Source organism: Dyadobacter bucti, from assembly GCF_005869225.1.
In the GTDB taxonomy this organism is placed as follows: domain Bacteria; phylum Bacteroidota; class Bacteroidia; order Cytophagales; family Spirosomataceae; genus Dyadobacter; species Dyadobacter bucti.
The window spans coordinates 84243-108665 of sequence record NZ_SWFP01000001.1 but is presented as its reverse complement, the minus strand read 5'-3'; the positions used below and the strand labels follow the sequence as shown (position 1 = coordinate 108665).

General features: G+C 48.4%; 14 protein-coding genes. 6 read left to right on the top strand and 8 right to left on the bottom strand.

Going from position 1 to position 24423, the window contains the following annotated elements:
* Nucleotides 1-26: 26 nt before the first annotated feature.
* The 3 genes from FBF61_RS00380 to FBF61_RS00370 all read right to left on the bottom strand — a co-directional run bounded on the left by FBF61_RS00380 (nt 27) and on the right by FBF61_RS00370 (nt 3526).
* Entirely contained in the window at nt 27-1568 is a 1542-nt protein-coding gene (locus FBF61_RS00380) for a M81 family metallopeptidase (RefSeq protein ID WP_138476091.1), read from the bottom strand.
* A 187-nt stretch (nt 1569-1755) separates the two neighbouring features.
* A complete protein-coding gene (locus FBF61_RS00375) occupies nt 1756-2646 on the bottom strand; it encodes a helix-turn-helix domain-containing protein (RefSeq protein WP_138475095.1) in 891 nt (296 codons plus the stop codon).
* 61 nt (nt 2647-2707) lie between these two features.
* Complete coding sequence (locus FBF61_RS00370) at nt 2708-3526, bottom strand: SDR family NAD(P)-dependent oxidoreductase (RefSeq protein WP_138475094.1); 819 nt, start codon at nt 3524-3526, stop codon at nt 2708-2710.
* Nucleotides 3527-4322: 796 nt separating this feature from the next.
* Here FBF61_RS00370 and FBF61_RS00365 point away from each other — a divergent pair.
* Nucleotides 4323-7778 carry a malectin domain-containing carbohydrate-binding protein gene (locus FBF61_RS00365; RefSeq protein ID WP_138475093.1) on the top strand — a complete coding sequence of 1152 codons (3456 nt, stop codon included), beginning with the start codon at nt 4323-4325 and terminating at the stop codon, nt 7776-7778.
* A 101-nt stretch (nt 7779-7879) separates the two neighbouring features.
* On the opposite strand, the gene FBF61_RS00360 is transcribed toward FBF61_RS00365, so the two are convergent.
* Nucleotides 7880-8212, bottom strand: coding sequence for a DMT family transporter (locus FBF61_RS00360; protein ID WP_138475091.1), 333 nt, complete (start codon nt 8210-8212; stop codon nt 7880-7882).
* Between the two features lie 32 nt (nt 8213-8244).
* Nucleotides 8245-8856, bottom strand: coding sequence for a TetR family transcriptional regulator (locus FBF61_RS00355; protein ID WP_138475089.1), 612 nt, complete (start codon nt 8854-8856; stop codon nt 8245-8247).
* 218 nt (nt 8857-9074) lie between these two features.
* Between FBF61_RS00355 and FBF61_RS00350 the strand changes: the two genes are divergently transcribed.
* The 4 genes from FBF61_RS00350 (at nt 9075) to FBF61_RS00335 (ending at nt 16673) form a co-directional block, all read left to right on the top strand.
* On the top strand, nt 9075-12356 hold the full coding sequence (locus tag FBF61_RS00350; protein ID WP_229214862.1) for a SusC/RagA family TonB-linked outer membrane protein: 3282 nt from the start codon (nt 9075-9077) through the stop codon (nt 12354-12356).
* Nucleotides 12357-12374: 18 nt separating this feature from the next.
* A complete protein-coding gene (locus FBF61_RS00345) occupies nt 12375-14180 on the top strand; it encodes a RagB/SusD family nutrient uptake outer membrane protein (protein WP_138475088.1) in 1806 nt (601 codons plus the stop codon).
* Between the two features lie 74 nt (nt 14181-14254).
* A complete protein-coding gene (locus FBF61_RS00340; protein WP_138475086.1) occupies nt 14255-15517 on the top strand; it encodes an alkaline phosphatase family protein in 1263 nt (420 codons plus the stop codon).
* 109 nt (nt 15518-15626) lie between these two features.
* Nucleotides 15627-16673: a hypothetical protein gene (locus tag FBF61_RS00335; protein ID WP_138475083.1), complete on the top strand. Its 1047-nt coding sequence runs from the start codon at nt 15627-15629 to the stop codon at nt 16671-16673.
* Nucleotides 16674-16679: 6 nt separating this feature from the next.
* Here FBF61_RS00335 and FBF61_RS00330 read toward each other — a convergent pair whose 3' ends face one another.
* The 3 genes from FBF61_RS00330 to FBF61_RS00320 all read right to left on the bottom strand — a co-directional run bounded on the left by FBF61_RS00330 (nt 16680) and on the right by FBF61_RS00320 (nt 21844).
* On the bottom strand, nt 16680-18050 hold the full coding sequence (locus FBF61_RS00330) for an alpha/beta hydrolase (RefSeq protein ID WP_138475082.1): 1371 nt from the start codon (nt 18048-18050) through the stop codon (nt 16680-16682).
* Nucleotides 18047-19348 (bottom strand): hypothetical protein, encoded by a 1302-nt coding sequence (locus FBF61_RS00325; protein ID WP_138475080.1) that lies wholly within the window; start codon nt 19346-19348, stop codon nt 18047-18049. Before FBF61_RS00325 ends, FBF61_RS00330 begins: the two co-directional genes overlap by 4 nt.
* A gap of 138 nt (nt 19349-19486) precedes the next feature.
* Nucleotides 19487-21844 carry an ABC transporter permease gene (locus FBF61_RS00320; RefSeq protein ID WP_138475079.1) on the bottom strand — a complete coding sequence of 786 codons (2358 nt, stop codon included), beginning with the start codon at nt 21842-21844 and terminating at the stop codon, nt 19487-19489.
* A gap of 157 nt (nt 21845-22001) precedes the next feature.
* On the opposite strand from FBF61_RS00320, the gene FBF61_RS00315 reads away from it, so the two are divergent.
* The gene (locus tag FBF61_RS00315) at nt 22002-24374 is read left to right on the top strand and encodes a PDZ domain-containing protein (protein WP_229214861.1); all 2373 of its coding nucleotides are present in this window, start codon (nt 22002-22004) and stop codon (nt 24372-24374) included.
* Nucleotides 24375-24423: the final 49 nt, after the last annotated feature.

The following is a 24423-nucleotide window of genomic DNA, read 5'->3' as shown; positions in this document are numbered from 1 at the left end:
TGGGCATTTCGGCATAGTTTAATTGACTACAATTTATCTGACGCCGGCACCAGTTTTGCTTTCAGGTCGGGATCGGGCATGTTTTTATCCAGCGGGAACATCGGTCTGTTGATACGTTTATAGCCCAGGCGTTCGAGGTTTTGGTCTACTCCACCGGGCGTTAGCGCCAGTATCCAGTCGGCGCGCATGGCATAAAGCTCGGGTTCCAGATAACCGATTTTCACGACCACAACAGCCGCCTTTCTTGGATTGAGGCCAAGCCTGGTGAAATCGGCTTCCTTGTGATATGGTTTGCGTTTTTTCGTAACAATAACATGCACGCTTCCGACCTGTACCACAACCTCCGTTTCGGCATTGATATCCCCGTGTTCGATGGATCTGACAATTCCCGAAAGTTTTACAGGCGGGGCATACCGCGCATCCACTGCCGCGCCGGCAAAACCTTCTATTTTTCCGCCGACACCCGCAGCAATCGCAGTTTTTACCAGCTCAGGTCCGGGAATGGACGCATAGATCAACGTAGGCCCGTCGGCGGATTTGAATTCCGGCCGGGCCAGAATTTCTTTCAGTGTCCAGGTTACGTCACCAGCGCCACCAGCCGTTGGATTATCGCCGGAGTCGCTGATGAAAAATGGGTGCTTATCACTCGCCACAGCTTTGTCAAGACTCTCCTGTAAAGAACCGGTAGGCGCTACAAAGGCAAAATCCGATCTCGCTTTCCAGAAATTGGCGGCCAGTTTTTCGGCCGTACCGGTTACTTTCTGTTTGTCGTCGCCTGTCACCATAACAACGGCATGGTTGCGGGGTTCGTCGGCCCATGCATACCCCACCCAGATCGCGGCATCGATGATACCCGGCTGTACCGACGCAGGCGCGACGGCGGCATAGATCGTTTTCGCCGGTTCAATTCTGGTACTCGTTTTTTCACCCGGCAACAGTACGGGAATCGGTATCCAGGCTTTATACGCAGGTTTCCCTTTTCCACTTGCAAGGCGCGACAGCAGATTTTCCACAGCCCGTTTTTTGGTTTGCATCGCATCTTCGTGCGGGGCCATCCGGTAGCAGGTAATGAGGTCCGTATGCTGTGCGAGCCGCCACGACACATTGCCATGCAAATCCATGGAAGTGGAAATGACGGTTTTCGTACCGATGACTTCTCTGATCCTTTTGATCAGATCACCCTCGGGATCGTCCAGCCCCACCACGCTCATGGCACCGTGAATATCAAACCACAGACCATCATAAGGCCCGTTTTTCTTCAAAAGATCCAATGTTTGCTTCACCAGCGATTCGTATGCTTCCAGGGGAACAGCACCGCCCGGCAGCGATTTCCCGACCAGTGCGGGGAACCATTCGGCCTTGCCGCGAAGCGCCGAGTCGGCAGAGAAAAATGGGTAAGCTTTAAAAACATCAGCACCATATCTGGCGTGAAAAGCTTCTTCAAGCGTGAGGGCAGGGGAGAAAGTACTGGATTCGATACCCAGTCCGGCGATGGCTATCCGGGGCAGGGCCTTCTGCGGGGGATCTGCTTTGATCTCCGGAATACTGAAAAGCGCTGCGGAAAGCATTAAAAAGATCGTAGCAAAGGGAGTGAACCTGGGTTTCATATATGAAATTTTTACAGACAAATATTTACGTATCCATTTTACTAAAAGTAATCAACTTTCGAACCTGGACGTAATTTTCATCTAAAACTTTCAGCAGATCCTGTCTAAATACAGTTTTCCTGTTTGTGGGGAAAAAGGGGGGGGGTGATCAGTTCAGAAGTTGTTTTTTAAATTGATTCGGGCTCAGGCCGACCTCTTTTTTAAATAACCTCGAAAAATACGGCAGGTTTTCAAATCCCAGGGAGTAAGCGATCTCGGCTACCGTTTGGTCTTCTCCCTTGAGAAGGTTTTTAGCTTCTGATATCAACAAAATATGGATCAGTTCCATCGCAGTTTTGCCAGTTTCCTGTTTCAGAAGATCGCTCAGGTATCGCGGAGATAAATTAAGCTCGGACGCCATAAATTTGACGGTAGGAAGCCCTTGTTCAATCAGTAACCCGGTTTCCAGGTAGGCTGTGAGCTTTTCATTAAACCGGGTGATAATCCTTCCCGATACCTCCGTCCGGTTGATAAACTGACGTTTGTAGAACCTTTGGGAATATTGTAAAATGGAATCGATATGCCCTAATATGATGCCTTTGCTGTACTCGTCGGGGTTGTTGTAATATTCTGTTTCTATTTTTCTGTACAATTCCCATATCGTCTCCTCTTCTTTGGGAGAGAGGTGCAGCGCTTCATTTGCCTCATAGTCAAAGTAATGGTACTTTTTGATTTCGTTATGCAAAGCATGTCCGCTGAGGTAGTCTTCATGAAAATAGATCGAAAATCCGTCCTCTTCTAGCTCGATGTTCCGCATTTCAAGGACTTGCCTCGGTTTTGAAAAAAACATGGACCCGCTGTCGTGATCGTACTTTGTCTTTCCATAGGTAATCGTGCCCGACTTCATCTTTTTCATAGAGATCATATAAAAATCACTACTGAATTCGCGGTCCCCCGACGGGCAGCTCTGGTTGCATCTCAGCAGGCTCAGCATAGGGTTTTCCGGGGCAGGATAACCATTGGCCCGGTGCATCTCGTTTAAACTTTGAAAGTGCAGCATAGTCAGTTTTCGATGGGCAGCACCCGTTTCACTGGTGGGAACGGGTGCTGCGGGTTTATTTTTATTTGCCGTGGGCTTCCGCCGCTACATCTGCCCATTCCTCCCAGGTAGATAAACGGCTGGCGTACACTTGCTGGACCCAGGGCAATGCAACTTTACCAAGGAAAAGCCTGAGCGGAGGATTTTCCGAATCCACCAGTTTCAGGATCGCGCCGGCCGTGGCTTCCGGAATTCCAAAACTATCCTCGGTCAATCCGGCCTGAAAAGCCGCTTTCACATCGTCATAAGCCTCAATGCGAGCCGAATGTATAGCCGAAGGACCAGCCCAGTCAGTTGAGAATCCGTTGGGTTCGACCAGGGTTACATGGATCCCGAATTCCCCGACCTCTTTTGCCAGTGTTTCACTTAATCCCTCCACCGCAAATTTCGAAGCATTGTATAAGCCCAGTACGGGTAATGTTGCAACCCCCAATACGCTCGAAAGCTGGATGATATGTCCATGGCCTTGTGCCCTCATGATCGGCAATGCTGCCTGTGTTACCCACAAAAGCCCGAAAACGTTCGCTTCAATCTGGTCGCGGGCTTCTTGTTCCGTTGCTTCTTCAATAGCGCCGAAAAGTCCGTAACCGGCATTATTGATCACAACATCAATCTGCCCGAAATAATCCTTCGCTTTTTGAATTGCCGCAAAACTTTCCTGCCTGTCGGTAACATCCAGCTTCAGGGGCAGAACTGCATCTCCGAATTCCTGTTGAAGACTTTCAAGTGAACGGATATCCCTGGCGGTTGCGACTACGTTATCGCCTCGTTTTAAAAAGGCTTCTGCCCATATTTTTCCAAATCCTCTTGAAGCACCGGTAATAAAAACTGTCTTTTTCATCACGATTTTGTTTGAATGAATGATGATGCAAAGCTATCCTGCCGGCGTTCGCCGGGGTTAATACAGAAGTCGGGAAAAATGATACATTTTTACGTCCGGTCATTTTTTAGCAGGTTGTTTCACTTGATCTGAAGTCTTGAATACGCGTAAGCTTAAACGTTTTTACGGGCCGTGCGCGGAGGTGGGAAGCGGGGTATGAAATAGCATTTCCCTTATTTGGTTGTTATACTAATTTGTCGAATTAATTGACGAAAAACGCATTTTCAAAACCCCCGTTTTTTACAGTGTTACCCCTTACTTCCGGGGGATTGCCCCAATAATTTCAATCCATAAGGATTCATGTTTAATGTTTGTCTAAATAACAGCAGGTGACAAGCCTCAGGAGGGAAGAAAAGTGAGAAAAAGAGGCTTTTATTTCTGAAATGACCGTCTTTTTAATCTGTTTTTAATGCTGGCAGCTTATGTTTGTTGTAGTATTCAACCCGGAAAAATTAGTGTTTTTCTATAACCAGAAGCAGACCGGTTAGTAAGTTTAACAGGTAAAAAGAACGCTGTATTTTCTTGTGTTATGAAAGTTGTTCAACGAGGCTTCAGAGTAACTCGTTGTGTTATTGTTTTCTTCTCAGATTCTTTATGTTATACCACCGACTAAGCGTTAGCACCGGTAACAATTACTCGTGACGATTGCAGAGCTCTCAATGGCAATAATGCAAATCTGTCTCCTGACAGTGGTAACGCTGTATCCGATGAATACCGAAATATCCCATTCCTATCAGTTTAATAAATACTCTCTACTATGGACGACTTCTATCAGGTCATTTTGCGAATTTTCGTAACCAATCGTTTCAAAATTTTTTATATCGGATTGATTTTTACTTTACAGTTTATTGCAAATGATTCCTACGGGCAATGGACGAGAAAAGCCGATGAGATCAGCAAACGTGCTGAGTCGAACAATGTGATCTACAAAAATAAAATGTATGTCTTCGGCGGTTTCGGAGATAATCCCCACATCGAGCATACCAACGAAGTTTATGATATTGCGGCGGACAAATGGAGCGCGATTGCTTCATTTCCTGCGGGTAAGGAAACAACGCACCAGGGTGTAGTACTCGTTGACGACAACGTATGGAATATCGGAGGAAGGCTGGTGGACGCTTACGGTCCGGTAGCCAGCCAGGTCATCATTTACAATATCACGACGAACACCTGGTCCAACGGCCCGGAACTGATCGATCCGGCGACCAAAAAGCCGTTTCCAATCGGTGGCGGCGGTTATGCGCTGATTGGGCGGACAATCCACGTTTTTGGCGGATTTGGGCCGGTCATATGTGAAGATCAGGCCACATTGCACTTAACCCTTGACGTAGACAAGTACCTGGCCGACCCGCAAAATACAACCTGGGAGAATAAGCTGGCACCGATGCCAATGCCCCGTAACCACATCAGCTATGTTGTTTTGGGAGGTAAAATATATGCGCTGGGGGGCCAGTTTAAACACGATTGCCTTGCCCTCGACCAGCCGATATGCCACGTATACGACCCGGCGACAGACAAGTGGACACGGCTCACAGACATTATCAGTCCTCGTTCCCATGCTGAGGCTTCTACGTTCGCAGTGGACGGGAAAATATTTCTGGCTGCCGGGCAGGGTGTCAACAACAAAACCCAGAGCACGGTGTATCAGTTTACACCTGAATCGAACAATGGGCTGGGGGCGTGGACTTATCTTTCTTCTTACAAATTGCCGGGGAGTTTCCTGGGGCTCTCTGCCAAGCTGGTGGGAAGTTCGTTCCTGATCACCAATGGAGCACTGGACAACTATGGCAATGAACGTACCGAAACATATACTGCCAACGTTACCAGAACGAGCACCAGAAAGCTCGGGTTTATGTATTCCTGTTTGTCGAAAACCGTCCAGTCTGGTACTTCGGCTACCGCCGGCAATCTGATCTACAATATTGAGGACACATCCCCGTATACGCTGAAATCCAATGCGACCTGGCTCACGGTCACCAAAAATGCGTCCGGAACGGCTACCCAGAATGGCATTAATGTGGAAGTCACAATCAATGCGGGAGGGCTGGCTGCCGGAAGTTACACCGGTACCATTACGGCAACAGGTGCGACGCCGGCTACAACCGCTTCGTTTTGCGTTAATCTGCAGGTCACCGGGAATGGTACCGCAACTTCTGCAATACGGATCAATTCCGGCGGGCCCGCAGTGACGGTCTCCGCCTCAAAGCAATTCTCTGCGGACCAGTACTATGGTGGTATCGACAGGACATCTTCGCTCGGCAGCGGCGATATCCAGAACACTGCCGACGAGGCGATTTATCTCACCGAACGTTCCTCGGCTGCTTTTGATTACAATATTCCGGTTCAGAACGGCTTGAAAAGTGTAATTCTGCATTTCGCCGAGATCTGGTACGGAGTGCCTGGAAAAGGTCCCGGAGGCGCCGGGAAGCGCTTGTTCAATGTTGATATCGAGGGCAGCCGTAAATTGACGGACTATGATATTTATGCAAAAGCAGGAGGAGCGCTTCGCGCTGTTCAAGAGACTTTTGATGTGGAAGTAAAAGACGGTGTCCTCAACATCGACTTTTCGAGCGGGTCTGTCAATATGCCTAAAGTTTCGGCTATTGAGGTGATTTCTGTTGTTAACAATACCGAAAATAACGCGCCGGAACTGGCGGCGATCGGCAACAAATCTGTAACGGCAGGGCAGGTACTTAACTTCACTGCGACGGCTACGGACGTGAATCAGGGCCAGACAAAAGTATACTCGCTGGTGGGTGCGCCATCCGGAGCAGTTATTAATCCTTCGACTGGTGTTTTTACCTGGACGCCTGCCACCGCCGGAACTTATACATTTACCGTGAAAGTGACCGACAATGGCACTCCGGCCATGTCTGATCAAGAGCAGATCACCGTGTTGGTAGCGAGTGTACCGGTTGTCACGTCAATCCGTATCAACTCCGGCGGGGCGTCTGTGAATACTTCGGAAGGGGTTTTTTCCGCTGACCAATATTACGGTGGTACAGACCGTACCTCATCTATTTCAGGAGGGGATATACTCTACACTACCGACGATGCCCTTTATCTTACCGAACGTTCATCTGCTGCATTCGATTACAATATCCCGGTGCAGAACGGCAGAATGACGGTTGTTCTGCATTTTGCTGAAATTTATTTTGGTGCTCCCGGAAAAGGTGCCGGAGGAGCTGGAAAGAGATTGTTCCATGTGGATATCGAAAACAGCCGAAAACTGACAGAATATGATATTTATGCAGAAGCCGGTGGCGCAATGCGTGCTATTCAGGAGGTTTTTGAAGTAACAGTGACCGACGGTGTGCTTAACATTGATTTCCTGAGCGGATCAGCCAATTTGCCGAAAGTGTCGGCAATTGAGGTTATTCCGGATGATGGGCCGGTGAGCGAGCCGGAGTTAAGTCCCATAGCCGACGCCTCGGTGAGAGACGGAAATTATGCTTCTTCCAACTTCGGGAATGGAGAGTCTCTGGATTTTAAAGCAAGTAGCACAAGTGGTTTCAGCCGTAACGCCTATTTGAAATTTTCTTTGGACGGTATCGGTGAAATCGGTTCTGCGAAACTGCGGTTGTATGGGTACAACACCGAAAACACGACTGGAATCGACATGTCCGCTTACGGTGTTAACAATGATTCCTGGACTGAAAACGGGATCAACTGGAATAATGCCCCGGCTGGCTTGTCAACAGCATTGAGTACGGTAACAGTTAGTAATGAAGCGTATTACGAGCTGGATGTGACCGACTACGTTGTTCAGCAGTGGTCCGGGGATAAAACGGTTAGCCTGCTGATCAGAAATGCCGGAAACCAGAACACGCTTCTGGCTTTCAATAGCAGGGAAAATGGTGAAAACCCGCCCCGGCTGGTCATCGAGACAGCGGATGCGAACCGAAACTCCCGGTTTGGAGGGGAGATCCCGGAAGCTGTTGTAAAAACCGAAACTGTGAAATCGGTAATTTATCCGAATCCGATCCAGAAACGCTTCTCTCTTGTATTGTCGGAGCAGCACAAAGGTCACGTTTCATTGTCTTTGATCGGCGGGGCCGGGCGGGTACACCGTCTGAACATACCCCAGATCAAGCAAGCGGGAGCAGAAACGGAAGTAGATCTGTCGAACGTCTCTTTGGACAAAGGAATTTACCTGGTGAGAATACAGTCAGATGCTGCCACGGAAACCGTTAAGGTACTGATCGCAGAATAGTGGATATTGTAAAATTACCAAAAAGCCTTCCGAACGCTTGCTCGGAAGGCTTTTTGGTAGAAGTTCGGCGTTGTTTTCAAATACGTCCGGGTGATAGCCGTTTAATGCGCGCTTATTTTAGAAAAAACATTGATGACAATCACACCGGAAATGATCAGGAGTATGCCGATAATGCCAGGTAGATCAGGGATTTGTTTGTAAATGATAATTCCGACCATGGTGATCAGCACAATTCCCACACCCGACCATATTGCATAGGCAATGCCTACCGGAATGGTTTTCAGCGTCAGACTGAGAAAATAAAAAGCCACAGCATACCCTGCGACGACAACGATGCCGGGAAGTACCTTGGAGAAGCCTTCGGATGATTTTAATGCCGAGGTTGCAATCGTTTCGGAGACAATCGCGATCAGTAGGAAGATCCAGTTTTTCATGGGGGGGTATATTTAGAGGGAAACCGAGTGCGTTAAGCCGGGATTTCGGTATGGTTATAAAGTACCGTCAGGGCTTTTTGTTTGTATAAAGATAGCTTTTCATTCAGAAGTTTAGGGTCTTTCACAAGGCTCATGTAAAAATAGGCGCCGTCAAGGATAATGAATATCAGGTCGGCGGCTTCCAGCGCATTGTCGGTGGCCAGGCTCCCGTCACTGATGCAGTCTTCGATTAGCTCTGCCAACTTGCTTCGCAAACCGTCCAGCAGTGCTTTATAGCGGGCTTTTATCTTGTTTTCGCGGAACGACAGCGCATAGCAGCCGTAAAAAAGGCTGTCGTCGAACAGCGTGTTCCATTTTTTTGAAAAGAGATTGTCGATCACTTCCATTAGGATCGTTTTAGGCGTTTTCGAGGCCTTGTTCGGAACGTGGAAAATGGGCGTGTATTTATCAAGGATAAAATCGATCAGCGCGTATATCAGCTCTTCTTTTGTCTGGAAATAATGGATGATCAGGCTTGGGTTCACATCCATGGCTTTGGCGATCTTGGCGATCGAGGTGTTTTCCAGCCCCTCTTTTTTGGCAAGTTTGTAAAAGGCAACGATAATTTCCTGCTGGCGTGTAGCTTTAAGGCTTCTTCTTCCCATGCGTTTTGCTGAGGTTTAAAATGCGATATTACTTAAGAAAATGATTTGAGTAGATAATCTACTTTAAAGGATTTTAATTGAATGAACGTTCAATCAAAATATTATTTATTTCTTAACATTAGCATAAACTGTATGTGACATCCAATCTGCAACTTTGTGAAAATTTTAACAACAGGGAAACAACCGTAATTCTCCATTTTTTACTAAAATCATTTTTTATGGGGCAACATTTATCCAATTCGTTTAGAGTCCGGTGGTCAGGTTGCATGATGCTCATGCTGGCCTTATTGGTGTGGACTGGTAGTTTTAAAACTATTGCGCAAAGTACGGATATCCGCGGTGTAATCACCTCTGCGGATGGAAGTGGGCCTCTTCCGGGTGTGAGTGTACTTATTAAAGGTACCCAGCAGGGAACAGTATCCGATGGTAGCGGTAAATATGTACTTAAAAGTCTTCAGCCGGAATCCGTCCTGGTTTTTTCTTTTATCGGGTATAAATCACAGGAAGTGGCTGTAGGTAAAAGTTCGGTGATCGATGTGGTGCTGGAACTGGATGCAGCCAATCTTCAGGAGATCGTAGTGGTAGGTTACGGCGCACAGAAAAAGGAAAATCTTTCCGGGGCTGTAGATGTGGTGGATAGTAAAATGCTGGAAGCAAGGCCGATACAGAATGTAGCTCAGGGTTTGCAGGGGGCTGTTCCAAACCTTAACATTGACTTCGTGAGCGGCGAGCCGGGCCAGGCGCCCAAAATCAACATCAGAGGCTTTACGTCCATCAACGGCGGAAACCCGCTCATCCTGGTCGATAACGTTCCGATGGATGCGGCCGAGCTCAGTTACATCGCTCCGTCGGATATCAAGAGCATCTCTGTGTTAAAGGATGCTTCCTCCGCGGCGATCTACGGTGCACGTGCAGCCTACGGGGTGATCCTGATCACGACCAAAACCGGAACCGGCGAAAAGCTGAGCATTAATTATTCCAACAACTTTTCATGGGGGAAACCAACCGTATTGCCGGACAAGATCACTGATCCGTATATATACATGCGTTTACTTGAGACTTCGACCGATAATACGCCCTGGGACAACATTAATTACACCGACAGCCAGTATGCATGGGCGAAGGAACGTTCCGATAATCCCTCGGGAACCGATCCGATACGTCTGAACCCTGTTGATAATTCGCTGTACGAATACATGGGCAACAGAGACTGGACAAAATATTTCCTGGACAATTTTACGCTTTCCCAGCGCCACAATATTTCGCTTTCTGGAAAATCCGGCAATACTTCTTATTACCTGTCCGGAGCCTATGATTCGCAAAACGGTGCGCTGAAAATTGCGGAGGATAAATTTGACCGTTATACCACCCGCGGGAAAGTCAATTTCAAGCCTTTTAAATGGCTTTCTGTTGGCAACAATACATCCATTGCATTGACGGAGCGGGCAAAACCTTATCAGCTGTCAATCGCAGACCTTTACAATCTTTCACCGACCAGCGTGGACCGAAATCCGGACGGTACCTGGGCCAATACGGACGTGGGAAGGGTAGGGGCTCGGCTGACCGACGGAGGCAGGGACAATCAAAAGAGTAACATGCTTCAGACTACTTTCAATGCAGAGCTGAGCTTTTTCGAGGATGCGCTCAAATTCAATTCGGATTTTACAACGAGACGTGAAAACATCAACCGGACCCAAAATCAGTCCAGATACAGGATTGGCTACGGACCATCGGACATCCGGGAAGAAGGCAACAACATTGCCTACCGCCGGAGCGACAACATCAGCTATACGGTTTTTAACGCATACACCACGTTTCACAAACAGCTTGGTTTCCACAATATCACGGCAATAGCAGGTTACAACCAGGAGCTGAACCGCGCCGATATGTTCACAGCACAAAAAGCAGGGGTGATATCTCCGTCCCTGCCGAGCATCGGCCTGGCTACCGGCGAGGCGCTTGTGGGCGAGCAGATACGTGAGTGGGCGATCCGCGGAGCATTTTACAGGCTGAATTACATTTACAACGACAAATACATTGTGGAGTTCAACGGTCGGTATGACGGTTCTTCCAAATTCCCCAAAAACAAACGTTTTGGCTTTTTTCCGTCGGCTTCGGCAGCTTGGAAGGTGGACGGCGAGGAGTTCTGGAAGCCGGTTGCACGGGTGATCAACCATTTCAAGATCCGCGGTTCGTACGGTTTGCTGGGTAACCAATTTGTAGATGAGTATGGTTATATCGCTACCATGCCCACCGAAAGAGGGCCTAATATTATCGACGGAAATGTTCCTCAGATCGTAAAATCGGCACCTCTGGTCTCTCCTAACTATACCTGGGAAAAAGTATTGTCTAGCAATATCGGTGCAGACCTGGGTTTTTTCCAGCATAAGATCACGGCTTCCTTCGACTGGTACAACCGCAGAACGGAAGGAATGCTCACGCAGGGACGTGACCTGCCGGACGTACTGGGTGCTGCCGAACCGCGTGAGAATGCTGCTAACCTGAAAACAAATGGGTGGGAGTTGTCGGTAGGATATGATGACGACTTTAATGTAGGAGGGAAAAGCCTGCGTTTTAACAGCAAATTTACGTTGGGCGACAGCCGGTCGTTTATTACTGGTTTTGATAACCCCAACAGGACATTGACCCAATATTACAAAGGAATGGAGTTGGGAGATATATGGGGGCTCAAAAGCGACGGTTTCTTCCAGACGCAGGATGAAATTTCAAAGCTGGACCAATCGCAGATCATCCCCTGGGGCGCACTTTCGATTGTGCCGGGCTGGCCGAAATACCAGGATCTGGACGGAAACGGCATCATTGAAAAAGGATCTACCGTGGATGCTCCCAAAGATCTATCCAGGATCGGCAACCTGACGCCGCGTCTGCGTTTCGGCCTTAACCTGGGCGCGGAATGGAACGGATTTGATTTCCGCGCATTCTTCCAGGGAATCGGTAAAATGGATTATTATCCGCTCAATTATCTGTACTGGGGCTTTTATCAGCAGCCTTACGCCGGGGGTTATGCGCATTTGCTAGACTTTTACCGGGGAGCGCCGGACAGCGACGTGCGCCGGGCGCAGCACTCTCAGTCTTACATTGATGCCGGGCTGGCAGATGCCAATACGGATGCTAATTTCCCGGTGCTGCAATCCTGGCTTGCCGACCGTAATCTGGGTGAAAGGATTGACCAGGCCCAGGGTCTTGCTATCCCGCAAACCAAATACATGCTGAGCGGTGCCTACATCAGGCTGAAAAACCTGACGATAGGTTACACCTTACCGTCTTCGATATTGGAAAAAATCAAAGTTTCGAGGCTGCGTATCTACGCCAGCGGTGAAAACATTACCGAATGGTCCAAAGTGAAAAAATACTTTGATCCTGAATCCATTACGGATAATGTAGACAAAGTTGATCCGTCCAAGGAAACATCGAGCGGCTGGGGCTATGCCTACCCGTTCCAGCGGAAATTCTCGTTCGGACTCGAACTACAGTTTTAATTTAATCTGCATCTGACAATGAAAAGATATATTCAATTGCTGCTGGCAGCCGGCATGATCACCGTTTCAGGCTGTAACGACGATTTCCTGGAACGTCTGCCGCAAACAGAGATCGCCAAAGAAAATTATTTTAACAGTGAGCAGGATCTTGAAACCTATATTTTAGGTTTGTACGAAGATGAATTTCCTGGTGTGGGGATTTACGTTGGCGACGCTTCGACCGACAATGCGCCTACTACCGGTGCAACGGAGATTAAAAGCATTATGGTGGGTAACCCGTCAGCTGCTACGGTCAACTCGGGCTGGACCTGGACGAAGCTAAGGGATGCCAATTTTTTTCTGGATAATTTCCGTAAAGCGCCTATCAGTGAAGAATCGCTCAACCATTATGAGGGACTTGCGCGGTTTTTCAGGGCGAAGTTTTACATGGAAAAAGTAGGCCGGTACTCCGATGTACCCTGGTATGATAAGGTGTTGGCAACCAACGATGAAGATCTCAATAAACCACGTGACAGCCGCGACATGGTAGTCGGCAAGATTTTCGAGGACTATAATTTCGCCAGCGAACATGTGCGGGACGACAGCCGCTCCGGTGCTGTGAGCAGATCCGTGGTGTTGGCTTACAAGGCGAGACATGCATTATACGAAGGCACCTATCGCAAGTACCACAGCGAACTTTCCATGCAGGCTACCGCCAATGGTTTTCTCGAAATAGCCAGAGACGCTGCGCAGCAGCTCATCGAGAGCGGCGACTTTTCTATCCATAATACCGGAAAACCGGCCGAAGACTATGCTTCTCTTTTCAACAATACCAGTCTGGAAAGTAATCCTGAGGTAATTCTCGGCACTTTCAATGAGCAGGATAAGATCAATAGCGGCTGGTGGGGAGCATTTATGTTTGGAAATTACGAGGCAAGTCCGGCCCGCGATCTGCTGCAGGCCTACCAGATGAAAGACGGCACGCCATACACCAGCCAGCCAGGCTATGCGACCAAACTTTTCACGGAAGAATTTAAGGACAGGGACCCGCGTCTATACCAGACATTTGCCTACCCGGGCTGGGAGCTTGTTAATGCGACGACTTATTCGCAGGGAGCGGGGATTTACGTGCAGCAATTCGCAAAAAACCAGTCTGGTTACCACCAGCTGAAAGGATTCGTGAACCAGAAAGAAGTGGCAGTCGCCAATAGCCTGGACACCCCCGTACTGCGTTTCGCAGAGATATTGCTGATCTATGCGGAAGCGAAAGCCGAGCTTGGACAGTTGACACAGGCTGATCTGGATCTTTCCGTGAACAAGATCAGAGCGCGTGCCGGTATGCCGCCTTTGACGATGGCCGCGCCGGTGGACGCAGTTCTCAAAGCGCAATATCCGCTCGTAACCGGCGCCAATACAGGCATTGTGCTGGAAATCAGAAGGGAAAGAAGAGTGGAACTTGCATTGGAAGGGTACCGTTTTGATGACCTGATGCGCTGGAACGCAGGCAAACTGATCGAAAAAGAACCTGAAGGACTATATTTTCCTGGAATCGGCAAATACGATCTTACCGGTGACGGGGTCGTGGATGTGAAGCTGATCCCTGTAGCCGAGTCCATCCCGGGGGAGGCTGACAAAGAATCCAATTCCCTTGGTAAAAAACTGATCTACTACCGGGTAGGGCCGGTGGGAAGCGACGCGTCGTTTTTCCTGAAAAACGGTACGAGCGGAACCATTGTTACCGACCCCGAAAGAGGTACTTTCCAGGAACCCAAATATTATTACCGTCCTGTTCCACAAGCGCAGGTGACCCTTAACCCTAATCTGAAACAGATTTTCGGATGGTAAATCTGTGATCACTTGCCGGCAGTTGATATATTCAGCTGCCGGTTTCTTTTATTTACAAGAAAAAATTTTCACCAATGTCTTTTAAATTCTCAAATATCTGTATTGTAATCTTTTGTTTGCTGACCAATGTGACTGCATTCGCCCAAACCGATAAGAACAAAGCACTTTTTGTGATCGTCGACGGGATATCCTATGAACAGCTGAAGAAGGTAGCCACGCCGAATCTGGATGCCATCGCCAAAGCCGGCGGGATTTCCAGGGCCTATGTGGGCGGGGAGAAAAAGGGGTATTCACAAACGCCTACGATTTCAGCAGTGGGATACAACAGCCTGCTGACAAGTACCTGGGTAAACAAGCATAATGTGTGGGGAAACGAGATCAAAGAGCCCAACTACAACTACTGGACTATATTCCGTTTTTTCAAAGAGGCATATCCGGCTAAAAAAGCCGCAGTATTTTCAACCTGGCTTGATAACCGTACAAAGCTGATAGGCACCGGGCTCCGGGCTACAGGTAACCTGAAAATGGATTATTATTTCGACGGTTTTGAGCTGGATACCATCCATTTTCCGCACGATAAAAACGCAGAGTACATCGCCAGGATTGATGAGAAAGTAGTGGACGAGGCAGCCGAATATATCCGAGAGCAGTCACCGGACCTTTCATGGGTGTACCTCGAATATACCGACGATATGGGGCACAGATACGGCAACAGCGAGCAATTTACCAATGCGATCAAAAAAATGGATGCGCAAATGGGCAGGTTGTGGGAGGCCGTTAAAACGCGCCAGGAAAAATCCGGTGAGAACTGGCAGATCTTCATCACCACCGATCACGGCAGGGGAGAACCGTCCGGGAAAGACCACGGCGGGCAGTCCGACGCAGAGCGCAGTACCTGGATCGTAACCAATGCGAAAGGTTTGAACAGTTATTTTTTAAAATCCGGTAGCAATAACAACCCGGTTCCGGGCATCGTGGATATTATGCCTACTATTGGCAGACATCTCGCTATCCCATTCCCGAAAGAGCAGGCTTTTGAACTGGACGGGGTATCACTGACCGGAAAAATTTCGGTAACCAATCCGGATGCCAAAAAAGAAGGGGACCAGATCACCCTCACATGGAAGTCGGCGGAAAAGGACGGAAATGTTAAAATCTGGCTGGCCGTGACCAATCGTTTTGAGGAAGGCGGGAGTGATCAGTATATGCTTATGAAACAACTTCCTGTGGCAGACGAAAAGGTTATTCTCGATGTTTCGAAGCTGCCGAAGGGTTTTTACAAAATGGTGATCGAGGGAAAATACAACACCGTAAACCGCTGGGTCGTGGAGAAATAAATTTCCAAAACGGAATTTAGATAAACAGGTAGTAAGATGTTTATTTTCAAGGCTTTGATGAATGTTTAGCAACTTCATTCTACCAACGCCCTAAAATTCACAATCTGACATGAACCTGAACTTATCTACCATTCTGGACGTAGCGCTGTCTATGGTGTTCGTCTATCTCACGATCAGCCTTTTTGTTTCCGGCATCGCAGAATTCATCAACACCATGATCGAAAAACGGTCAGAACTGATGCAGTATGCTTTGCGAAAACTTCTGGGAACCGGCATATTTAATTCTTTCTGGAACCACCAGCTCACGACAATCAAACAGTCCCAGGTTGGTGGTTTTTTAAAACCCATATCGTACCTCTCCGCCGACAGTTTCTCTACCGTGCTCATCGGCCTGCTTGTGGAAGGCAGAACCCCGCCCATACTTCCGTTCGACGCACCGGAAACCGACAAAACACTGGCGATGATCCGGCAGGCCATTACTACAGATCCGCAATTTGTATCCCTGAAACCGATCATCGAGCCTTTTCTGGCAAAAGCGAACAATTTCGAGGATTTTAAAAAAGCCCTGGAAAAGTGGTATGACGGTTATATGGAGCAGGTTACCGGCTGGTTCAAACGTTACAATCAGGGCATTATCTGGATCATCGCCGTGCTGGTGACGGTAATTTTTAACATTAATACCCTCACCATCGCCAAACGTATTTCCAGCGACCAGACATTGCGTGCTAATCTGGTCGAACAAGCGGAACACACTGCAAAAGTTGGTATCAGTAAAGGTGTCTTCAAGGAAAATCAGGCAAAAGGAGACACCACCCAAGTAATAGACAGGGTTTTTGTCGACAAATATTTGAGTGCAAAGGACTCGGCATTATTTGTTAATGTCAGGGACGGTAAAAATCTTACAGGCCTCGACAGTTTGCGGGTTCACGAAATATATGTGCAATACCTGCAGGATAATATGGAGTCGCTCGGCATTCCTATTGGCTGGGTTTCCTGGAAAGATACATTCAGCGGTGGCTGGATAATGACCATCTTTGGCTGGGCGCTTACCGCCGCCGCCTTGTCTTTCGGTGCACCTTTCTGGTTCGAATTGCTGCTGAAAATCGTCAACATCAGAAACGTTGCCAGAAAGCCGGTCCGTTCAGACGGTAACTAGCGCATATCAGGGCTGCTTTAACAATCTTAAAACCTCTTCCACAACCGGCCTGCACGTAAAAAGGTAGCGGTGGTGATTGGGAAAGCGGCCCGCATTGAAAATAATTTGTTTGGCATTGATGCCGTCGTAGTCCGCAAAGTCCCAGACGCGGTCGATCAGCTGTCCCGCTTTCCGGTCTTTGATGTTTTGAAATGGAAAATCCAGAAGATCTCCCGGCGCTCCCCGGTTAACCAGATCTTCCACACTGACCAGGTTAAAATCCGGCTCAATCATATCCTCAGTAAGTTTGCCTGTTCCATAATTTCCCAGGTTACGGTAGTCCTGCGTAACAGCGAGTTTATCCTTCGCCCGTCGCAGATTTCTTTTGCCTACAAATTTTTTGGTACTGGAATAGAGCAGGTAATCATACTTGTCATGAAAAACATGCACATGCTCGCCAAGCTCTTTCAGGCGTGAGAATTGGTAATGAAAATTCAGCCCGTCATTGTCCTGGAAATAATTCGGCAGGCACTTGCCGTCCATTTGTAACGTCAGGTGCGTGATGTCGGGAGCCATCAAAAAGATGTTTTTGAAGATCCTGTTAAATCTTTTCTCTGTTTTTGATGTGTTCCCTGAAACACAGTCACCAGGATTCAGCATACCGTTCAGCAGCTGGTGGCCGAAGGAATGCACCAGCAGATTGAGCGTTCTGCCTTCTTTTTCGATTTCTTTTGCAAGATGTTCGAAGTAGCTGAAAAAGCCCAGCCCGGTAAACTGCTGGCCCGCCTTCACCGACCGGTCGTCTACTGTTTTGCGGCTCGGACCTCCCTGTCCCGGCCAAGCCAGAAACAGTACCTTGGCGATACTGTTTTCCGGATGCGTCATGTAATTCAGTACAAAGCTCGACAAGAGGTCCAGTTTGAGGGACGAAAAAAGCTGGTAACCGTGGATATATACAAAAACGTGTTTCCGGTGATCATCCAGTTTACTCACCGCCTGCCTGATCGATTCCGCAAAAGTGATGGGGTTCAGTACGTCCGCACGTATGCTCTCTGTGTCGGCCGGTAACCGTACCGGCACGAAATAAAGTTCTTTGGGCGGTTCCTTGGTATCGAGGTTCGGGCGTCCGTCCGGGTGACGTTGCCGGTAGGAAATCAGGTAATGGTCCCGCTGATCCTCAGGCAGGAACGAGCAGTCAACATCCAGCTCCACGCTGCCGCTCCATAAATAAAAGCCGTTGTCGAGCTTGTACCAGATATCCTCACCGTCCACCAGGTCTCCGAACACGGAACCTGTTACGTTGACGATTTTCCCAAAATTATAAGCAGCCGTAACCATCGAATTCACACTTGGTTTCTGGCGTTCGGTCACGCTTGTTTTGATGACGATCCCTCTCATCCCTGTCTGTTTAAAATTTCTCGATTGGACACGGTAGCCGCTACTGTGAGTGATTTTCCCTCCGATTCAGGGGCAATGGCTTTGGCACTTCTCAGCTTGACGAGCTTGTTGAGGAGATCAAACCAGAAAGGTGCGCCTAACGACAGTGCCAGCACCGTGAGTAAATAACCCCAGAAATGTTCCCAGCTGAACACATAGGCCATTTTGTAGCCCATTGTATGCACCTTTATTTTGCCGTTTGCCGCCTCGTCCGACAGGTGCCTTGTAAGTATGCCTGGGTCGACGGACTTATGAACTAACAGGTATACCGTTCCGGCGTTGCCCGTTGTATAGGCAACTTCCACGGAATCGGGGCGCGGGGGCTGTTTTTTTAAAGAATATTTCAGCAAGTCCGGAATTTGCCAGTTCGAGGAAAGGATCGTCTGGGAATTTTTGATGTCGTCTTCCAACATTTTTTTGACAATCTGCAGAGAATCCAGTCTGCTTTTTAATGCCAGGGCTGATGCGGCGGTATCCCTGGCCGCTGTAAACGTCTGTATAGCCGTGCCGTTTTTTTCGCTGAAATCAACCGCCATTTTCACCAGCTGGTCGCGGGCATCATCATCTTTTGACAGCTTATCTATGATCGCCAGTGTGTCGACATTAAAAGAGACTGCAAGCAGAAACCCGATCAGGACAAGGATCATCTGCGTAGTTCTTTTAAACCAGCCCGTGGATCTGTCCATAGTGTCATTGAACCAGTTTTCCAGCAGGATTTTGAATTTGACAAGATCGTTATTTGCCTCGTCCAGCAGCGACTGAATATGCAGGACCGTCTCCGATAGTTCCGGCTGCGCAGGATCTGTCGCGATATCAAGGTCTATTTCAAGTTCCTCCAGCCCCTGTTCTACCCTCCCCAGCAGACTGATATCCGGATCGTCTGTTTTGAGGGCATTGATGACCGCTCTTGAAAAGTTCTCTGCCGAGAGATAGGAGGGACGGTTATTCAATCCCCCGCTGCCCAGGTACTTGATAGAAGGCTGTTTTAAAAAGGCGTTGTACAGGTTACTGTTCGTGAGATTGGCAGCCCTGCCGCCGATCTGCATAAAAGTGTTCAGCAACCGGTCGGATCTCTCCCGGAAATTGCTTGTATACTTCTTCTCGTCCATGAGCATACGTTTGAGCGTATAGGACAGATTTTTCGCCCTCAGCCCAAGTGACGACGAGATGATTTCCATGATCACGGTGGCGTAAAGGCTGTACAGCAGATACACGAATACCAGGCCGATGACCACATCGAGTGCTACATTTCCAACCATGATAATTACATTTCGTATTTTCAACTAATTTAATAATTACCAAGGTGTTAGCGCAATTTTTACGGGCGAAAAACAGGGTTTTGGTGAAGGGATTTATTTAACGGAACCGGTTCCGATCGATATCAGGATTTTTCTCTTTTACTCCGCCTTGATCGAGTGTACGGGATTAGCCATGGCCGCCTTGACACTCTGAAAACAAATGGTGAATAATGCAGTTATCATAGCCAACAAGCCAGCCAGCAGGAAAGTCCACCATCGGATCTCCACTTTATACGCAAAATCTTTCAGCCAGTGATCCATTGCGAACCATGCCACGGGTGAAGCGATTACGATAGCAATCAGGACCAATTTCATAAAATCCCTTGACAGCAATGTTGTAATGTTCAAAACTGTCGCGCCAAGTACTTTCCGGATGCCGATCTCCTTGGTGCGCTGTTCGGTGGTAAATGATGTCAACCCCAGCAATCCCAGGCATGAGATCACGACGGCGACTCCCGCAAAAAAATTGAATAGCCGGCCTGTTTGCTCTTCCGTGCGATAAAGCGCGTTGTAATCGGCATCCAGAAAAGCATATTCGAATGGGTAAGCAGGCATATATTTCTTCCATAGCTTTTCGGCTTTCTTAATAGCCGATGGCGCAAGTTGTGCCGTTGTGTGCACATGCACCATGTAATTTCGTTCCGGATGGCTGAATATTACCAAAGGGAAAATGGGCACGCGTACCGAGGTTATATTAAAATCTTTCACCACACCAATGATGGTGCCCTCCGTAGCATCCAGCTTAAACCGCTTGCCGATCGGATCTTTGATTCCCGTTTGTTTGACAGCCGTCTCATTCAAAATTACGGAAGTCGAATCTGCTTTGACGCCCCTGAAATTCTGTCCGGTGAGCAGTTTTAGTTTAAAATTTGGAATAAAATCACGATCCACATTCAACTGTGCCATGATCAGCGCCCTATCTTTTGGTTTTCCATCCCAATCGGTTGACAGAGTACCAGTTAAGACATTAACAGGCGTATCCGTAGAAGTACTTACGCCCAGCACGCTCGACTCCCCGCTCAGCGCCTGCTTGATCTGTGGAGTGAAAGCCCGGCCATCGAATGTAAAGGTATTTTTTCGGTCAAAACCCGGGTCGCGATCCCGGATAAAACGCATTTGGCTCCCGATAACAAAAGTGCCTAGAATCAGCATGGTTGCCAGCGCGAACTGCGCTACCACAAGCGATTTTCGCAGCCAGGCGCCGCTCACCTGCCCTGAACGTCCTTTTAACGCCTGGACCGGATTAAATCCTGAAATCAGAAATGCGGGATAAACGCCTGCCAGAACAAAGCAGAATGTGAGTGCGCCGAGCATAATTTGCCAGGTATGCGGATCGAAAAGAGAAAAGTGCCCCGACTTGCCCGTAATGCTCGCATAAAACGGCAAAATACCTTGCAGCAGCACAATGGACAAAATCAGGGAAAGGCATAATGTCAGCAGGGATTCCACCAGCAGCTGTGTGGCCAGCTGCCGCGAGCCGGCGCCGACGACTTTACGAATGCCGATTTCTTTGGCCCGCCTGGTGGCACGAGCGGTGGTCAGATTTACATAATTGATACAGCCAATGCTGAGCAAAAGCAGCGCAACCGCTCCCATCATACCCACTTGCTTACCGGCCGATTCATTGCCCTCGACACCATAAAGATGGATTTCAGAAATTGGCTGTAACCGGAAGTCAGAGGGATTGGTAGCATCCTGGCGCGTGTTGGCTTGTATGGAAGTCAGCTTTTTCGCCACCACCGACGGATCAGCTTTTCTTGCAAGTTTTAGATAAGTTCCGAAGCTGTAATCATCCCAATTTTCGTCCACCGGACGTCCCCCTTTTTTTGGATCGAGGGTTTTCAGAATGGCAATATTTACATACATATCGTTTTTGAAGGATGAATTATCGGGCGCATTTTCCAGAACTGCGCTGACCGTGAAGGTCGCATTGCTTTCAACATTGGTGAAGGTTTTGCCAATGGCATCAGCCGTTCCGAAGAACTTATTGGCCAGTTTCTCCGACAATACAACGGCATTCGGGGATGGGAAAAGTGCATTTTTGTCGCCGCGTAGCACTTTGAAGCCGTTGAAGATTTCAAAAAAATTGGCATCTGTGTAAGCCAGATTATCCTTTTCCGTAAATGTTTTGTTGTTGGCGCGGAATGTTGCTGAGGGATAATCGCCCAGGCGCACCGCGCTTTCCACCTCTGGCACTTCCCTGAGGGCCGCCACGGCAATAGGGCCAGGCGTTGAGGTGGAAGTATATTCGTCCTCTCCTTTGCCAAAGTGAACATTGATCTGGTAGATCCGTTCGGCATCGGCGTGGAAGCGATCAAAACTCAGCTCATCCTGAACCCACCAAAAAAGGAGCAGACTTACGGCCAGCACCACAGCCAGGCCGCCAATGTTCAGCGCAGAATACCAACCGCCTGCACGCAAATTGCGGAGAGCGATTTTGAAGTTATTTCGGATCACAGGCTTAGGATATTAGTTATAATAAGTAATACTAAATGAATAGGTCAAATGTTGCAGCGAAATGAACAAAGGCCCCAGTGTAATAACATTTCACAAATGAGGGGAAAAGCGGAGGGTTCGGGTCTTTTGTATTCAAAACAATTTTCCAGTCCTTAATATGCGTTGTACATACCCTGCCGAATCTTTCAAATCTATATTGAAACTGCTGCTTTTTCTGTTGCCGGGTATGGCCGGGGCGATGGATATTTACGTCGCCAAAAACGGTAACGACCGCAACCCGGGAACAAAAGAAAAGCCGCTGGCGACTTTGGAGGCCGCCCGTAACAAGATCAGGAATATCCATGACCCGGTTACGGTTTTTGTCAGAGAAGGGACTTATTATCTTGAGCGGCCTGTCGTTTTCGCAGTACAGGATTCCAGAAAAGATGGTGAAGAGGCGGTTTTTAAGGCTTTTCCGGGCGAAAAGGTGGTAGTGAGCGGAGCTGTGGAGATCAAACCAAAGTGGCAGACTTATCAAGGGAATATCAAAAGAGCTGCTGTGAAGCCGAACCTGCTCATGGACCAGCTTTTTGTAAATGGGGAAAAACTGCGGATGGCACGCTATCCCAATTTCGATCCTGCTGCGAGCCATTTCGGAGGATATGCAGCGGACGTACTTTCGCCTGAAAAGATCGGTTCATGGAAATCTCCCGAGGGGGCTTTTATCCACGCCATGCATAAACATGAGTGGGGCGACTACCATTATCTGGTCACTGGAAAAAATACTGACGGCACACTCAAATGGGTGGGTGGGTACCAGAACAACCGCCAGATGGGCATGCATGACAAATACCGCTTTATCGAAAATGTTTTCGAGGAGCTGGATGCACCGGGGGAATGGTTTTATAACAAAACTGAAAAGATGTTGTACCTGTATGCGTCTGACGGTCAGGATCTTTCCGCTGCAAAGATCGTCCTTCCCCAGATCAGGCACCTTTTTGAATTCCGCGGCACAATGAACGGGCCCGTCAGGAATATCGGGCTGGAAGGCTTCGAGTTCGCTCATACCCTGCGTACGTTTATGGAAACCAAGGAGCCGCTTCTGCGAAGCGACTGGGCTATATACAGAGGAGGCACGGTGGTTTTTGATGGTACCGAAAACTGTTTTGTCAGGAAATGTTATTTCAATACAGTAGGCGGAAACGGTGTGTTTTTTAATAATTACAACCGGAAAAGCGAGGTTTCTGGCTGTGAAATGGAGAACATCGGCGCGAGCGGGGTTTGTTTCGTCGGGGATCCTTCTGCGGTCCGTTCCCCCAGCTTCGAATACCATGAATCGGTTCCCTACGATCAGCTTGACAAAAATCCTGGTCCGAAGTCTAAAAATTATCCTGCGGAATGCAAAGTGTATGACAACCTCATGCACGGACTGGGGCAAGTGGAGAAACAAATAGCAGGGGTACAGATTTCGATGTCGATGGACATAACCGTCAGCCATAACAGCATTTACAACATGCCGCGTTCAGGGATCAATATCAGCGAGGGAACCTGGGGAGGGCATATAATTGAGTTCAACGATGTATTCAATACGGTCCTGGAAACCGGCGATCACGGTTCATTTAACTCATGGGGCAGGGACAGGTACTGGCATCCGGAGCGGGAAGTGATGAACCAACTCGCCGCCGCACATCCCGAGATCATTTTGCTCGATGCCCAAAAGCAGGTTATCATCCGGAACAACAGGTTCCGCTGCGACCACGGCTGGGACATCGATCTGGACGACGGTAGCAGCAATTATCATATTTATAACAATGTTTGCCTTAATGGCGGGCTTAAACTCCGGGAAGGTTTTCAGCGAACTGTCGAAAATAACATCATGATCAATAATTCTTTTCATCCGCACGTATGGTTTGCCAACAGCGGGGATATTTTCCGGAAAAATATTTTAACGAAAGGCTATTTCCCCATTCAGGTGAAGGATTGGGGGAAGGAAGTAGATCATAACCTATTCCCGGACGAGGCCGCATTGAAAAAAGCACAGGAAAACAATACCGACTTAAACAGCGCCGCGGGAGACCCGATGTTTGTGGATCCGGGCAGAGGGAATTATCAGGTAAAGCCCGAAAGCCCCGCTCTGAAAATAGGATTTGTGAACTTCCCGATGGATCAATTCGGGGTAGTTTCACCCGATCTCAAAACCAAAGCAGAAACCGCTCCGGTCCCGGTTATCACTGGTATGGGCGATAGCAACTCTGCCCATGAAAGGATCTGGCTGGGCGCAAAGGTCCGGAATGTGAGCGGGTTGGGGGACAGGTCGGCGTATGGCCTGCCTGACGAAAAGGGTGTCATCGTCGAAGACCTTCCCAAAGGAAGTGTCCTTGCGAAATCCAGAATAAGGAAAGGAGATGTGATCCGCTCACTGAGCCACCGGGAAATCGATAATGTAACAGAACTGATCAACGTTTTTCAGGAGGTCAACTGGATGGGAAATTCCGAAGTGACTTATTTCAGAAACCAGCAGATAGAAAAGGAGACTGTCTCTTTTAAATAAATATTTTTGGACAAAAGGCCGGCTTTGGTGGGATGTCACCATGGCCGGC